The organism is Enterococcus raffinosus, from assembly GCF_001886185.1.
Taxonomy (GTDB): Bacteria; Bacillota; Bacilli; order Lactobacillales; family Enterococcaceae; genus Enterococcus_A; species Enterococcus_A raffinosus.
Genome location: NZ_JXLA01000059.1, coordinates 1 through 15027 on the forward strand (window position 1 = coordinate 1; position 15027 = coordinate 15027).

Genomic DNA, 15027 nt, shown 5'->3' on the forward strand with positions numbered 1-15027 from the left:
AACTGACTAAAGTCATTAAAAAAAACTGCTTACGGAATCGTAAGCAGTTATTTGGTGGGTAATTCGATTCTAGGAAAATAGTGTGTTACGCGGAAAAAGACAAATAAACTGATAAAGGTAATTAACAGACTTGAGTCAAAATTTGGTTGGAACAATAGGATAATGGTTGCTAGAATCACCGGAATTGTTGCACAGAAAATGATGGTCTTAAAACATTCAAAGAAAGTGATTCGTCTTAAGCGTAGTTTAGCAACGATCATTCCTGCGATACCAGCAAATACTAACGTAACAAATAAATTGATAAAGGAAGGGTAAAGTCCTGCCAATAACATCACGAGAGGTGTCCAAATCGGCATTTCCAAATCTTCCAAACCAGCTCTAAGCTTGTCGCCGGTCATGCTTTTTAGTGGCTCCTGTTTATAGGAGAATTTCAGCACGTTGTCTCCAAACATTGCCGAGCTGACACCGCCATAATCTGGCAATACAAGTAATGCTTGATCCTTCAGTAATCCAACACTAAAATAATTTCCGACTAAGTCTTTTTCGACATCCTGCTGTGAACGCTTGCCGTCAGGGTCAAAGGTCAGAATGATTGAATCAGTCTGATAGATGAATCCTTTTTCCGGCTTCGCTGTCTTAATCTCGCCATTTTCAATTTTGAAATCGGGAATCTTTTCAACGATTTCTAAACTATCCGCTTTGATTTGGTTCATTACTTGAAGTGCCTGATAGACACTTGGAATCGCCAGCAGCAGACTCAAGCCTAATAGATAGACAATGGACTTCCAAAAGGGTGTGTCCTTTGCTGATTTTAGATCTTCAAAACGAAAAAGAGATCCTTTGATTAATTGACGAAAGGTCATGTGATCGCTCCAATCTTTTTATACAAGAGCCATTGTAGCGAAGTAGGCTTGAAATAACAAGGCGATCTGTAAAAATGTAAAAAGAATGCAAGAAAGAATTGACTATTATTTCAAGCTTCGCTATCTTACATTAAGTAGAGAAGAATAAGAAAGTGAGCAATCATGAAAATCTATCAGCAATTTAAAAATTATTTAGAAGAGAAAAAGCTTTGGGAAGTATTCATTTATTTATTTTTTGGCGGGCTAGCTACCGTTGTTAATATTGTAACCTTTGCTCTCGCTTACCAGGCTTTTCACCTAAGTTGGCCAGTGTCGAACGCCATTTCGTGGATTTGTTCGGTGCTATTTGCTTTTGTCACGAATAAATTATGGGTATTCCAGTCAAAAACGGAAAACTTTACAGCTCTAGCATGGGAGTTTGGTAAATTTATCTTTTATCGTGTGCTGTCCTTTGGTATGGATATGGCCTGCATGTATTTATTTATCGATATGCTGCATACAGGCAATTTGATAGCTAAAATTATTACGCAAATCGTCGTAGTCGTGGCAAACTATGTATTCAGTAAAGTCTTTATCTTCAAGAAAGTCGAGATTATCGAAGACGAGAAAACGAATTCTTCGTCACGATAGGCATATCTATTGAAGAACCCTGCATTGTTTGATACAGTCAATATGTAAGATATTTTAAGGAGGAATTGAACAATGGCTTATACTTTACCAGATTTACCTTATGGCTACGACGCGTTAGAACCTTATATCGATGTTGAAACGATGCACTTGCATCATGACAAGCACCACAACACTTATGTAACCAACTTGAATGCTGCGATTGAAAAATATCCAGAATTAGGCGAACAATCAATCGAAGAATTAGTGACGAACTTGAATGAAGTTCCTGAAGACATTCGTACAGCGGTACGTAATAATGGCGGCGGACATGCGAACCACAGCTTCTTCTGGAAAATCATGGCGCCTAATGCTGGCGGCGAACCAACAGGTGCGATCAAAGAAGCAATTGATCAAGCTTTCGGCAGCTTTGAGAAAATGAAGGAAGAATTCAAGACAGCGGCAACAGGACGTTTTGGTTCTGGTTGGGCATGGTTGGTATTGAACAACGGTAAATTAGAAATTACATCAACCGCGAATCAAGATAGCCCATTGACTGATGGCAAAACACCAATTATTGGTTTAGATGTTTGGGAACATGCATACTACTTAAAATATAAGAATGTACGTCCAGACTACATTGCGGCATTCTGGGATGTTGTTAATTGGGATCAAGCAAACGAAAATTTAGCAGCAGCTAAATAATCAAATAAGATTTTTTAAGAAAGATTAGTTCAACTAGTCTTTCTTTTTTTTTTTTTGCGTTTATTTTTGTGCCTTCCAAAAATCTTCATATTTTTATGGTATAAATCGAATTTAAAGGGAACCGAGTAGTTAATACTTTTTAAGTTTCCATTATATAAAATTAATTATTTTTCGGCTGTGGTTGAACCGATGGCTGATCTATGAGAAAATAAAACGTAAAAAATCGTTGATAGAGGTGTGCTATGAGCCGTTGGAAAAAAGTTGTCGTAGGATTCTTGGTCCTACTAAATTTATTTATAGGTGGGATTACCTACTATGCTGTTCAAGTAACAAATGATGCCAGTAAAATGGTGGACAGCATTCGACAAACTGTTAAACGAACGAGTTTAAAACGAGAGGGCGACAAGCCAAATATCGACAATGCAGAACCTTTTTCAATTTTGCTTGCGGGAGTTGATACTGGGGATCTTGGTCGTTCGGATCAAGGGCGGTCGGACAGTATGATGGTGGTTACTATCAATCCGAAGCAGAAGAAATCAACGATTGTCAGTCTTGACCGAGATATTTTAACGAAGATTGTTGGATATGGAACAAATGATAAGTTAAATCATGCTTATGCTTTCGGCGGCGTAGAGATGTCGATGGATACCATTGAGACACTCTTAGATATACCTCTGGATCATTATGTTTCTATCAATATGCGTGGGTTGAAGGATCTAATCGACGCTGTAGGCGGCATCGAAGTCAATAATAAAATTGACTTTACTTTAGATGGTATTCACGTGGCTAAAGGAAAACAAACATTAGACGGAGAAAAAGGTCTGGCTTATGCTCGGATGCGTTATGAAGATCCAGAAGGCGATGTAGGTCGTCAAAGACGTCAACGTGAGGTTGTAACAAAGATTTTACGAAAAGCGATGTCTATTAACGGTGTCGGAAACTATAAGAAGATTTTGAAGGCCGTTGAAAAGAATATGAAGACGGATTTGGATTGGGACGACATGATGGATATTGGAACAAATTATCTATCAGCTTTTGATACCATCAAGCAAAAACAACTAGTAGGTAAGAGTCAGATGATCGACGAAATCTATTATCAGATTTTAGGAACCAACGAACTGTTAGATATTCAGAACACTTTGAAGAAGCAGCTGGGCTTACCGACTGCCGATACGTTGCCTAATTTGAAAGAAGCTGATGCAGACAGCTTGTTCTACGATGATTCAGATGGAAAAGCCAGTGAGGATACAAGTCAGTATGCACCAGGTTATGACAATCCTAATAATTACGACAATAGCGGTGTTTACGGGGATTCATCAAGTGCGGACAACGGGTATCCGCAGTATGGAGATACCACTCAAAACGATCAAGGCTATAGTGATCCTGGTTATACGGATCCAAACCAAACGGATCAAGGCTATGGTGGTGCCACTGATCCAAATGCGGCTTATGGACAGCCAGCAGCCGGCTATTAAAATAGGCGTGACCCATGGTGGTCACGCCCTTTTTTTATTTTCTGGTAAGCTTTACTACGACTTCGCAGCGGGCTGTCTGTGGAAACATGTCTACAGATTGAAGATATTCGACACGATAAATTTTGGCAAGACTCACAAGATCACGTGCTAACGTTGAGACATTGCAGGAAATATAGACCATTTGCGGACTAGGAGATTGTTCAATGGCTTTTAGCAATTGAGTATCTAAGCCCGTCCTTGGAGGATCAACTACAATTGCATCCGGCGAAAAGCCATCTTTCAACCATTTTGGCAGCAGGCTCTCAGCGGTTCCGACTTCATAATGAGTATTGGTTAGATTCATTGCTGCCGCATTTTTCTTTGCGTCGTCGATCGCCTGAGGAATGATATCCATGCCACGAACTTCTTTGGCTTGCTTTGCTAAAGAAAGGCCGATCGTACCTACACCGCAATAAGCATCTATAACAGTTTTTGGTGTCGATAAATCTAACGCGTGAATAGCTTCTTGATAAAGAATCTTCGTTTGCTTCGGGTTTAACTGGAAGAAGGCACGAGGAGAAAGCTCAAAGCTTACCTCATTGATCTTTTCATTAATGACTTCCTTTCCCCAGAGGTGGATGGTTTCATCGCCCATGATAACCGAAGTTTTTTTGTCCTGAATGTTTTGCATAATAGAAACAACTTCCGGCAAACGATGGGTGATTTCTCGGATCAAGGCATTTCCTTGCGGTAGTTTTTTTGTTTTGGTAATCAAAACTAGCTGCACTTCCCTAGTTTCGATGCCAATCCGAACCATTAATGTTCGCATGATTCCTGAATTTGAATGCTCATCATAAATGGGCATGTCATATTTTGTTAATAGATTTACAACAGTATTGATGACTTTCTGTGTCGTCGGCTCCTGAACGAGACAATCCTTGATGGAAACTAATTGATGAGATTCCGCTTGATACAGACCAGCTTCTACTTGCTTGGTCTTTTTGTTTTTGCGCAATTGAAATTGTGCCTTGTTTCGATAATGCCAAGGCTCATCCATTCCGATCGTATCGCGGAGCTCAAAGTTTTGATAACCATCAGGTTTAAATTTTTCCAGAGCTTGCCGAAGCAAATCTTTTTTGAAATCTAACTGCTTATGATAAGCCAAGTGCTGTAGTTGGCAGCCCCCGCATTCTTCATAAACAGGACAAGGTGGGGTGATGCGATCAGGACTTTTTTTCGTAACTTTAACTAGGTGGGCTTCAGCAAAGCGTGGTGTTGCTTTTGTGATTCGTGCAACAACTGTTTCACCGGGTAAAGCACCAGTGACAAAGATAATCAAGCGTTTATAATAGGCGATTCCTTCACCATTAATTCCTAGACGTTTGATTTTTAAGTTCAGTGTTTGATTTGGTTTCAATTGAACAGCCATAGTCAGCCTCTTTCTTAAAAATATTTTCAATTGTTCAGCGCAGTTCATTTTAGCATATTTTTATCGATTGGTTGATCATCTATGATAGAATTAATTTTTGCTAAGGCAATAATTGATGGAGAATTTGAGAACGTGAGAGCGTTTATTAAAGTAGAGGTATTGATTCGAATGGGAGGGATAAAGGATGTTAACAGTAGTAAAAATTAGCCAAGGGCGCGGACCTTTTTATAAAGTAGAATTCTCTAATGGTGAGAAGCTGCGATTATCTGAAGATACCGTTGTTCGTCATCGACTCTTGAAAGGACAAGAGTTAGAGGAGAAAACTTTAAATGAAATTAAGCAAGAAGGTAAAGAAGACATGGGCTATCAAATGGCCCTGAACTATTTAAGTTATCAACTACGAACAGAAAAAGAGATTCGGACCTATCTAAAGGACAATGAAATTGAGAGCACAGATCGCCAAAAAATCGTTGATCGCCTTAAAGAGATGGATTTGCTAAATGATCTTGTTTACAGTGAAAGTTTTATTCGAACACAGATGCGTTTAGGGGACAAAGGCCCTCGAGTGCTGCAGCAGAAGTTAAAACAAAAAGGAGTGAAGGATAGCGATATCCAACAGGCTCTTTATCTTTACGAAGGGGATGAGCAATATCAGGTAGCATTGCATACTGCACAGAAGGCTTTGAGAAAATTTCATCATAACAGTCAACGAGAAGTTAAGCAAAAACTGCAGCAGTTGTTGATGACAAAAGGATTCAGTAGTGATATCAGCAAACGAGTTCTCGCAGAGATCGATTTTTCTGAGATTGAAGAGCAGGAAAATGATGCACTGGAATTGCAGGGTGAAAAATTATGGCGTAAAAATCAACGCTTTGAACCAGCGAAACGACGGCAGAAGGTTAAACAAAGCTTGTATCAAAAAGGCTTTCAATTAGATCAAATTGATGCCTTTATTCGTGGAAAAGAGGAAGAGGATGAGTAAGGCTTGGGAAGAATGGACAGAGGAAGAGGTAACAAGTTTTCAGGATGCTTTTCTTACTTGGTATCAGCGGGAAAAGCGAAACCTTCCTTGGCGTTATAATCACGATCCCTATCGCATTTGGATTTCGGAGATCATGCTGCAGCAAACACGGGTCGACACGGTAATTGACTACTTTTACCGCTTTATGGAGCAATTTCCAACGATTCAGGATCTTGCTAACGCACCAGAGGATAAGTTGTTGAAGGTCTGGGAAGGCTTGGGCTATTATTCTCGAGCACGAAATATTCAAGCGGCAGCAAAGCAGATTATGGAGGAGTTCAATGGAGTGTTTCCATCCACAGTTGATGAGATTCGTTCGTTAAAGGGAATTGGCCCTTATACGGCTGGAGCCATAAGCAGTATCGCTTTTGAAATTCCTGAGCCAGCCATTGACGGGAATGTGATGCGTGTCGTCAGCCGCTTGTTTTGTATTGAAGCGGATATTGCAAAAGCCAGCAGCCGTAGACCCTTTGATGAGGCAATGCGGAAAATCATCAGTAAGGATCAGCCAGGAGATTTTAATCAAGCGATGATGGATTTAGGCTCCAGTATCTGTACGCCAACAAGCCCGCAATGTGAGAGCTGTCCGATTCAAAGTTATTGTCAAGCTTATCGTGAAAATCGACAGACAGATTTTCCTGTAAAGTCTAAAAAATTGAAACCCAAAGACGTCTATTACGTGGCTGGAATTATTGAGAACAAGCATCAAGAATTATTTCTTCAGCAGCGACCAGAAACAGGATTATTAGCAAACATGTGGTTATTCCCATTAGAAGAGATAACTGCTGCGCGATTTAAAGAATTGCAGGAGCAATATGATCCAAGCGCTTGGGATTTGTTTTCCAGCAGTTTAGTGGCAGAAGATAGTCCCGACTTTTTTCCAGAACAGGCAGTTGTATGGCAGAAAAAGGTCCTTGGCGAGGTTAAGCATGTCTTCAGTCATTTACGTTGGCATATTCTAGTTTTTTATGGGCGGAGTATGTCAGCTCTAACGATGAAAGGTCAATGGGTGAAACCCAATAACTTTGAAAACTATGTTTTTCCAAAACCACAGCAAAAAATGTTGGAAGTTTTTGAAAATAATTTAGCAGACGACAAAGATTAGTAGGCAATCTTTCATTTTATTGCTATAATAATTCTGATGTCGGTGTGATAACACCCAAACAAATGCGAAATTTTCTTTCGCTGAGGGAAGGGTAGCTATGGGAGTTCCAAAAGAAGGAGAGTTTGTAACGATTAAAAGTTACAAACACGACGGCAGTTTGCATCGAACGTGGCGTGATACCATGGTATTAAAAACAAGTGAGTGTTCTCTGATCGGCTTGAATGACCACACGTTGGTAACAGAATCAGATGGCAGAAGATGGGTCACTCGCGAACCAGCGATCGTTTATTTTCATCAAAAATACTGGTTCAACATAATAGCAATGATTCGAGAGAAGGGAGTTTCTTATTATTGTAATCTAGCATCACCTTATGTATTAGATGACGAGGCACTGAAGTACATTGATTATGATTTAGATGTCAAAGTTTTTCCGGATGGGGAGAAACGTCTATTAGACGTTGATGAATACGAAGCCCATAGTCAGCAGATGCATTACTCTAAAGAAATTGATTATATCCTCAAGGAAAATGTCAAAATCTTAGTGGACTGGATTAACAATGAAAAGGGGCCTTTTTCCCAAGGCTATATTGATATTTGGTATGATCGTTATAAGCAATTGTCGCGAAAGTAGAAAGAAAAGGCTGTACCAAAAAGATGGTATAGCCTTTTTTGTGATTAATTTGAGTATGCTTTTACAACTCTTTTTTCATATGCACATGATCGATTCCAGCATCCTGAAAGATCTCGCCATAGGCAACATAGCCCAATTTTTGATAAAAGGCCTCTGCGGTTAATTGTGCGCCTAATTCGATTGTTTTAAATCCTTGTTGCTTTGCGAAAGTCTCTGCCTCGGCAATAATCTCAGCACCAAGTTTCTTTCCACGATATTCCTTCAAAACAGCCATGCGCTGTAACTTAAATGTTTGGTCATCCAGGGGCAATAGGCGAACAGTTGCGGCGGGCTTTTCTTCCTCTGTATAAAGAACAAAATGAACGGAATAGGCTTCATTTTCGTCGATTTCTAGATTAGCAGGGACGCCTTGCTCTTGCACAAATACTTTTTGACGGATTCGAACGGCGTCGAGATAAATGTCGCTCATCGTATCCTTAGTGATTAAAATTTTCATAATGACACCTTCCTCAAGGGGATTTTTCTCCACATGATGTATACTATAAACTAAATCTAGAAAAAGGAGTAGATGGATGTTTGAGAAAATTAAAAATTCAAAATTAATGTTTTGGTCAGTGGAACTTCTGGTCATCGCCACGTTAATTTTTGTTTCATCAAAAATTGATTTTGTCTTTCAACCGATTGGGACATTCTTCACCACGTTGTTTGCACCGATCTTGATCGCTGGCTTTTTGTATTATTTATTAAATCCATTAGTCAATCTATTGATGAAAATGGGCGTGAAGCGTCTATTGGCGATCGCTTTGATATTTATTTTATTGATCGGTATGATCGTGTTGATTTTCATGAGTGTAATCCCTAATTTAGTGGAACAGCTAGTTTCTTTGGCAAAAAATATTCCAGGATTTATCAGCAATATGCAGGATTGGCTGCAGCAGGCTGCGGACAATGCCACCCGTTTCCCACTCTTTAAAGAGCTGGATGTTGATAAATATATCAGCAACCTGGATGTATCAGCTGGCAGCATTATTCAGCAATCACTTACTGGTGTGACAAATGGGCTTGGATCACTTATTGGCAAGATCACGACAGTAGTCTTGTTATTAGTTACAGTCCCGTTCATTCTATTTTACATGTTGAAGGACGGCGAGAAGCTTGTGCCAAATATCGAGCGCCTTTTCCCAGAGAAGCAGCGTGACAATATTAAGGGGCTTTTACAGCAGCTTAATAAAACGTTGTCTGACTATATCAGTGGGCAGGCAATTGAATGTTTGTTTGTAGGAACCTTCACCTTTTTAGGTTATCTCCTGATTGGTGTTGACTATGCCTTTCTATTCGGAGTGATTGCAGGCTTGACGAATTTGATTCCTTATTTAGGACCTTATTTAGGACTAGCCCCGGCGTTGATCTATACCTTTTTTGATTCGCCGACCAAAGCATTATTATGTATCCTTATTGTCTTGATTGTACAGCAGGTCGATGGGAATGTGATCTATCCGAATGTAATTGGTAAATCATTGAATATCCATCCACTGACAATTATTTTGATCCTGTTGGTTGCTGGAAATCTTTCCGGAATCTTAGGTGTTTTTCTTGGTGTGCCGGTTTATGCTATTTTGCGTACTGTGGTGATATTTATCGTGAAAATAGTGAAGCAAAGCAAGCAGGAAGAGCGTGAACAAGAGTTTTTAAATTAGCCAAGAGCTCTTCGCTCGGAAATGATTGCATAAAAACAAGTGATGTGATACGATTTTATCGTGGCCTTTGTGCCACTTTTTTTACACTTTAATTTAAGGAGCGAATGCAATTATGAATGCTGACCCCGATAGTCAGTCGTTATTATTACAACTAGGTTTATTAGTAATTTTGACGTTAATCAACGGATTTTTAGCTGCGGCTGAAATTGCGGTGGTGTCGGTCAATAAAAACCGAGTAGAACAAAAAGCAGAAGAAGGAAACCTGAAATCAAAAAAATTATTGGAGGTTATTCAAAGCCCGAATAATTTCTTGTCCACGATTCAAGTGGGGATTACTTTAGTCAACATCTTGTCAGGGGCATCCTTGGCGGATAGTTTATCTGCTCGCTTAGCACCGTTATTAGGCGGCGGCTCAGCGGCACGACCAATCGCTGCTGCGATCGTCATGCTTTTATTGACCTATGTTTCGATTGTATTTGGAGAATTATATCCCAAACGAATTGCCATGACCAAGACCGAAGAGGTGGCACAATTTACTTCGGGTGTTGTTCGTAAATTAGGAATAATCACAAAACCTTTCGTCTGGTTGTTAACAGCATCAACAAACTTATTGGCTAAGATTACTCCAATGACGTTTGATGATGAAGATACGAAAATGACTCGTGACGAAATGCGTTATATGCTAGAAAATGAAGGTGTCTTAGACAATGATGAGATTGAAATGCTGCAAGGTGTTTTCTCATTAGACACAAAAGTTGCGCGGGAAGTAATGGTTCCTCGGACAGATTCCTTCATGATTGATATCAATGATCCAGTATTAGAAAATATCGATGAGATTTTAAATGAAAGCTATTCAAGAATTCCAGTCTATGACGAGGACAAAGATAAGGTTGTAGGAATCCTACACACAAAAACCTTATTAAAGGCTGCTCGTCAATTCGGCTTTGAAAATGTCGTTTTGCAAAAGATCTTACAAGAACCTTTGTTTGTTCCAGAAACGATCTTCATCGATGATTTGCTATATGAATTGAAGAAAACGCAAAACCAAATGTCAATCCTTTTAGATGAATACGGCGGTATGGTTGGGCTCGTAACGTTAGAGGACTTACTAGAAGAAATCGTTGGTGAAATCGACGATGAATCAGACGAAATTGAGAAGCTTTATGAAAAGGTCGGAGACAACGAGTATCTGATCAACGGGAAAATGCTGATTGACGAGTTTAATGAAGAATTCGGATTAAATCTGCATATGAGCGATGTCGATACAATGGCAGGCTATTTGATCACCGCCTTAGGAACAATTCCTGATGAAGGTGAAAAGCTTTCCTTCGATGTGGACGACTTAACGTTGATCTCTGAGGAAATGGAAGGGTCGCGTGTATTAACCCTGCGAGCAATTTTTCATCCTGAAGAGCATGAAAATGCTGAACCGGAAGAAGAACGTCGACTGTTTACCAAAGATTTCGATGATGACGAGCCGCGTCGTTAATACACCAAATCAGAAAGCATTCTGCTTAGCAGAGTGTTTTCTTTTTGCTTTTATCCTTACGTATCACTTATCGAAAAAGAAGCAAAATTGACGACTGAGTTCAATTGAAAATCTATATGAAAATCAAAGCGATTCAACTTTCCAATAGACTAAAATCCATGCTATACTGATTGGGTTGGAATTTGAAAGATACTAGATATATGAATGGAGCAATAAAATGAACAATCCTAATTTAAAACAACAAGTAGACAGTCGCCGAACCTTTGCGATTATTTCCCATCCGGATGCGGGGAAAACGACGATCACTGAACAGCTTTTGTTATTTGGTGGAGCGATCCGTCAGGTTGGAACAGTAAAAGGAAAGAAAACAGGAAACTTTGCAAAATCTGACTGGATGGATATTGAGAAGCAGCGTGGTATCTCAGTAACGAGTTCTGTTATGCAGTTTGATTTTGACGGAAAACGAGTAAATATTTTAGATACACCAGGACACGAAGACTTCTCGGAAGATACTTATCGTACACTGATGGCAGTAGATAGTGCGGTCATGGTTATCGACAGCGCTAAGGGGATAGAAGCACAAACGAAAAAGCTTTTTCAAGTTGTAAAGCGCCGTGGAATTCCAATTTTTACATTTATCAATAAATTGGACCGTGATGGTCGTGAACCGTTAGAGCTATTAGAAGAACTAGAGGAATTATTGGATATCGAATCTTATCCAATGAACTGGCCGATTGGTATGGGGAAAGGGTTGGAAGGTATCTATGATATCTACAATGAACGGATCGAGTTCTATCGCCCTGAGCAATACGAAGGAGAACGCTTTGTGAAGCTAACGGATGGCGAAATCGCTGGCCCACATCCTTTAAAAGAGAAATCAATTTACGAGGATGTTCTAGGAGAAGTGGAATTGGTGCGAGAAGCAGGCGATCAGTTCAATCTTGAAAAAATCGAACGAGGCGATCAAACTCCGGTCTTCTTCGGATCAGCGTTAACAAACTTTGGAGTGGAAACTTTTTTAGAAAGCTTTGTTGATTTAGCGCCAAAACCTCATGCACATAAAACGGAAGAAGGAGAAGCTGTTTCTCCTTATGAAGAAGAGTTTTCAGGCTTTGTCTTCAAAATTCAAGCAAATATGAATCCAAATCATCGTGATAGGATCGCTTTTGTTCGCGTTTGCTCGGGTACTTTTGAACGCGGGATGGATGTTATGCTTGGGCGGACCGGAAAGAAGATGAAGCTGAGCAACGTAACGCAGTTTATGGCTGACGCTCGAGAAAACGTGGAAGAGGCTGTAGCTGGGGATATTATTGGTGTCTACGATACAGGGAACTATCAAATCGGCGACACTCTCTATGAAGGAAAATTGAAAGTCGCATATGAAGAGCTGCCTTCATTTACGCCAGAGCTATTCATGAAAGTAACTGCAAAAAATGTAATGAAGCAAAAATCCTTCCACAAAGGTATCTATCAGCTGGTCCAAGAGGGCGCGATTCAATTATACAAGACCTATTTAACGGATGAATATATCATCGGAGCTGTTGGTCAGTTGCAGTTTGAGGTCTTTCAGCACCGGATGCTGAATGAATACAACGCTGAGGTTGTTATGACACCGATGGGGAATAAAATTGCGCGTTGGATCAACCCTGAACAGTTGGATGAACGAATGAGTTCCAGCCGAAACATTCTGGCAAAAGATCGGTTCGATCAGCCCTTGTTCTTATTTGAAAACCAATTCGCGATGCGTTGGTTTGCTGATAAATATCCAGATGTAGAATTAAAGAGCTTGATGTAAAAAAGTGAGGAAAGGGACCTTTGATGCAAAAACAAATTAGCCGCACAGAAAAAAGGTTAAAAAACATTAAACAGCCAGCTAACTTGATCTTGTTAGTTGTTTTGCTTAGTTTGACAGTCTTTCGTCTAGTGCTGAACGCCAAAGCTCCCTATTTCATCAACTTATTTGCCGGTTATGATGACCAGTTGTTCATACGGTATAGCGAAGAAATGCTCACAGGGAATTGGTTGGGTGACTATTCGACGAAAACTTTATCTAAGGGGATTTCTTACTCGCTTTTTATGGTGTGGGCGAATAAACTTCATTTACCTTACGGAGTTTTTTTAGGGCTCTTTAATGTTTTAGCAAGTGGGATCGCTGCAATTGCTCTGCGCCCATTAGTAAAAAATCGATGGCTTTTAACGTTTATCTATGCATTCTTTTTGTATTCCCCAGTTACTCTGACGAGTGAATATAGCACACGAATTTATCGAAATACCTTGGTAGTTCCAGCAGTGATATTGGTCATTGCTTGTCTTGTAGGATTGTATTTCAGAAGAAACGAAAGCCTAAGGTCGTTTGTTCCGTGGAGTATCGGTTTATCCTTAATCTTTCCATTTTATTGGTATATTCGTGAAGATTCACTATGGTTATTCCCCTTATTGTTAGTAGGACTGTTGGTTATCTCTGGATCAGTCATCTTTGAAAATGATTCGAATTTTAAGCTGAAGACGTTTCGAAAGACTATAAAAAAGTTTTATTTCACGAAGAAGCAGCTGATTAAGCTATTATTATGTTTATTGCCCTTTGTCATGCTTTTTTCCATGACCAAAGGATTGAAGCAGATGAATCAGGAACATTATGGAATATCTATAGTCAATGATCGAACGGGCGGCGCATTTGGCAATGTTTCGAAACAGTTGATTCGAATGGATGATGGAACAAAGCTTAATGAAACCAATAGCAGAGTTTGGGTCTCAAAGAAGGCTTTAGAAAAAGCTGAGGCTGTTTCTCCTACCTTTAAATCCATTGCTAAAAATATCGATTGGATTTATAAGGGAAGTCCTTGGAGCGGCGGTGAAGACATCGCTGGAGATATTATTTTCTGGGCTCTTAGAGATGCCGCAGCGCAAGCGGGCTACTATAAGGATGGCAAAAAGACGGAAGAATTTTGGCAGAAAGTTGATTCAGAATTATCGAAGGCTTATGAAAAAGGTCAATTGAAAAAGAAAAAAGAAATCTATCTCACCGCAACCGGGGACGGGAAATTAAGAAAGGATCTGCCCTTAGTAGGCGAATTCATGAAAAGCGGATTTGATTATACTGTTTTCTATAAAGAGTACGGTCAAGGGGCAGATGCTACGCTGGGACCAAAGGAAGATGTGGTTAAGGCAGAAAAATTATTAAATCATTCTTTTTCAGGAAACTGGCAAGATATTAATAATCCAGATTCAAAACCCGTTAAACTGGTGAGAACAGCAAAGATATCTAATCGAATCATTCAAGTTTATCGTGACCTGACTCCGATCTGGTTAGTCATCTGTGGATTCGGCTTAGTGATCATTCTCATTGGTAGTCTTTTTTCAAAAGCACAGTTAAAAATCTTTAGGGGGCTGCTGTTGATCATAGTGGGTATAGGATTATCTTACTTAATCTTCCTAATAGGGGTTTCCTGGTTCTGTTCATGGGCACCAGAACGGAAAGATTTGTTTATGATGATTTATACCGGAGCAGGCGTTCCTGTGATTCAATGGATCGAGATTCTTATGTTCATTGGTATTATTCAAATACCTGCAATCGCTAAAAAAATTAATAAAAAAAATAGCTGAAGCCTTTAAGCTTCAGCTATTTTTTTGTTATCGACATTTCAATCAGACCGGGAGATTCCAAATAAGAAATATTGGAAAAGTCGTAAATACCTTCGTCTAATTTTCGTTTGAAATACTTATGTACAAAATCAACTTCCGATGGCAGGATGTTTCGATTGTCGTTTTTTAAAACAATCTCCGCATGTTTATAGGCATCCGTGTAGATGACCGTCGTATTGCCGATCGTATAAACTTTAATCATATTTGCATCAGTGTTCTCCAGCTGATTATAAACCAATTGAGAATGACTATTTGTCACATTAATAAGTTTCATCCCGAAACACCTTCTTCCTTAACCTTACTTCATAATGTAATTATATAAGAAAGATTAAGAAAAAAGAAGGAGGTTGCTCATATTAATTGAGCTAATTTCATAATTATCAGC

Annotated in this window: 14 protein-coding genes; 10 read left to right on the forward strand and 4 right to left on the reverse strand. The window is 39.5% G+C overall.

Annotated features, from left to right (window positions below; genetic code table 11):
• Nucleotides 1–47 precede the first annotated feature (47 nt).
• Nucleotides 48–863, reverse strand: coding sequence for a DUF1189 domain-containing protein (locus RV13_RS19150; protein WP_010745982.1), 816 nt, complete (start codon nt 861–863; stop codon nt 48–50).
• Between the two features lie 162 nt (nt 864–1025).
• Between RV13_RS19150 and RV13_RS19155 the strand changes: the two genes are divergently transcribed.
• From RV13_RS19155 to RV13_RS19165, 3 genes are all read left to right on the forward strand, one after another.
• Entirely contained in the window at nt 1026–1493 is a 468-nt protein-coding gene (locus RV13_RS19155; protein WP_010745983.1) for a GtrA family protein, read from the forward strand.
• Nucleotides 1494–1565: 72 nt separating this feature from the next.
• Complete coding sequence (locus RV13_RS19160) at nt 1566–2174, forward strand: superoxide dismutase (protein WP_010745984.1); 609 nt, start codon at nt 1566–1568, stop codon at nt 2172–2174.
• 242 nt (nt 2175–2416) lie between these two features.
• On the forward strand, nt 2417–3649 hold the full coding sequence (locus tag RV13_RS19165) for an LCP family glycopolymer transferase (RefSeq protein ID WP_028020451.1): 1233 nt from the start codon (nt 2417–2419) through the stop codon (nt 3647–3649).
• 34 nt (nt 3650–3683) lie between these two features.
• Here the strand turns inward: RV13_RS19165 and rlmD are convergent, their stop codons facing one another.
• Nucleotides 3684–5057 carry a 23S rRNA (uracil(1939)-C(5))-methyltransferase RlmD gene (rlmD, locus tag RV13_RS19170; protein ID WP_028020450.1) on the reverse strand — a complete coding sequence of 458 codons (1374 nt, stop codon included), beginning with the start codon at nt 5055–5057 and terminating at the stop codon, nt 3684–3686.
• 184 nt (nt 5058–5241) lie between these two features.
• Between rlmD and recX the strand changes: the two genes are divergently transcribed.
• From recX to ntdP, 3 genes are all read left to right on the forward strand, one after another.
• Complete coding sequence (recX, locus tag RV13_RS19175; RefSeq protein WP_028020449.1) at nt 5242–6039, forward strand: recombination regulator RecX; 798 nt, start codon at nt 5242–5244, stop codon at nt 6037–6039.
• On the forward strand, nt 6032–7183 hold the full coding sequence (gene mutY, locus RV13_RS19180; RefSeq protein ID WP_028020448.1) for an A/G-specific adenine glycosylase: 1152 nt from the start codon (nt 6032–6034) through the stop codon (nt 7181–7183). Before recX ends, mutY begins: the two co-directional genes overlap by 8 nt.
• Before the next feature lie 97 nt (nt 7184–7280).
• Nucleotides 7281–7814, forward strand: a complete 534-nt coding sequence (ntdP, locus tag RV13_RS19185) for a nucleoside tri-diphosphate phosphatase (RefSeq protein ID WP_010740416.1) — start codon at nt 7281–7283, stop codon at nt 7812–7814.
• A 61-nt stretch (nt 7815–7875) separates the two neighbouring features.
• Here ntdP and RV13_RS19190 read toward each other — a convergent pair whose 3' ends face one another.
• A complete protein-coding gene (locus tag RV13_RS19190) occupies nt 7876–8310 on the reverse strand; it encodes a GNAT family N-acetyltransferase (RefSeq protein WP_028020447.1) in 435 nt (144 codons plus the stop codon).
• Nucleotides 8311–8386: 76 nt separating this feature from the next.
• Between RV13_RS19190 and RV13_RS19195 the strand changes: the two genes are divergently transcribed.
• The 4 genes from RV13_RS19195 to RV13_RS19210 all read left to right on the forward strand — a co-directional run bounded on the left by RV13_RS19195 (nt 8387) and on the right by RV13_RS19210 (nt 14603).
• Nucleotides 8387–9511 (forward strand): AI-2E family transporter, encoded by a 1125-nt coding sequence (locus RV13_RS19195; protein WP_010745990.1) that lies wholly within the window; start codon nt 8387–8389, stop codon nt 9509–9511.
• Between the two features lie 112 nt (nt 9512–9623).
• Entirely contained in the window at nt 9624–11000 is a 1377-nt protein-coding gene (locus RV13_RS19200; RefSeq protein WP_028020446.1) for a hemolysin family protein, read from the forward strand.
• Nucleotides 11001–11217: 217 nt separating this feature from the next.
• Nucleotides 11218–12795: a peptide chain release factor 3 gene (locus tag RV13_RS19205; RefSeq protein WP_060789624.1), complete on the forward strand. Its 1578-nt coding sequence runs from the start codon at nt 11218–11220 to the stop codon at nt 12793–12795.
• A gap of 23 nt (nt 12796–12818) precedes the next feature.
• On the forward strand, nt 12819–14603 hold the full coding sequence (locus RV13_RS19210) for a hypothetical protein (protein ID WP_010745993.1): 1785 nt from the start codon (nt 12819–12821) through the stop codon (nt 14601–14603).
• 16 nt (nt 14604–14619) lie between these two features.
• Here the strand turns inward: RV13_RS19210 and RV13_RS19215 are convergent, their stop codons facing one another.
• Nucleotides 14620–14916 (reverse strand): DUF1827 family protein, encoded by a 297-nt coding sequence (locus RV13_RS19215; protein ID WP_010745994.1) that lies wholly within the window; start codon nt 14914–14916, stop codon nt 14620–14622.
• Between the last annotated feature and the right edge of the window lie 111 nt (nt 14917–15027).

Coding starts and splice junctions, on each gene's coding strand:
- RV13_RS19150 (WP_010745982.1), bottom strand. CDS start 863: ATGACCTTTCGTCAATTAATCAAAGGATCTCTTTTTCGTTTTGAAGAT.
- RV13_RS19155 (WP_010745983.1), top strand. CDS start 1,026: ATGAAAATCTATCAGCAATTTAAAAATTATTTAGAAGAGAAAAAGCTT.
- RV13_RS19160 (WP_010745984.1), top strand. CDS start 1,566: ATGGCTTATACTTTACCAGATTTACCTTATGGCTACGACGCGTTAGAA.
- RV13_RS19165 (WP_028020451.1), top strand. CDS start 2,417: ATGAGCCGTTGGAAAAAAGTTGTCGTAGGATTCTTGGTCCTACTAAAT.
- rlmD (WP_028020450.1), bottom strand. CDS start 5,057: ATGGCTGTTCAATTGAAACCAAATCAAACACTGAACTTAAAAATCAAA.
- recX (WP_028020449.1), top strand. CDS start 5,242: ATGTTAACAGTAGTAAAAATTAGCCAAGGGCGCGGACCTTTTTATAAA.
- mutY (WP_028020448.1), top strand. CDS start 6,032: ATGAGTAAGGCTTGGGAAGAATGGACAGAGGAAGAGGTAACAAGTTTT.
- ntdP (WP_010740416.1), top strand. CDS start 7,281: ATGGGAGTTCCAAAAGAAGGAGAGTTTGTAACGATTAAAAGTTACAAA.
- RV13_RS19190 (WP_028020447.1), bottom strand. CDS start 8,310: ATGAAAATTTTAATCACTAAGGATACGATGAGCGACATTTATCTCGAC.
- RV13_RS19195 (WP_010745990.1), top strand. CDS start 8,387: ATGTTTGAGAAAATTAAAAATTCAAAATTAATGTTTTGGTCAGTGGAA.
- RV13_RS19200 (WP_028020446.1), top strand. CDS start 9,624: ATGAATGCTGACCCCGATAGTCAGTCGTTATTATTACAACTAGGTTTA.
- RV13_RS19205 (WP_060789624.1), top strand. CDS start 11,218: ATGAACAATCCTAATTTAAAACAACAAGTAGACAGTCGCCGAACCTTT.
- RV13_RS19210 (WP_010745993.1), top strand. CDS start 12,819: ATGCAAAAACAAATTAGCCGCACAGAAAAAAGGTTAAAAAACATTAAA.
- RV13_RS19215 (WP_010745994.1), bottom strand. CDS start 14,916: ATGAAACTTATTAATGTGACAAATAGTCATTCTCAATTGGTTTATAAT.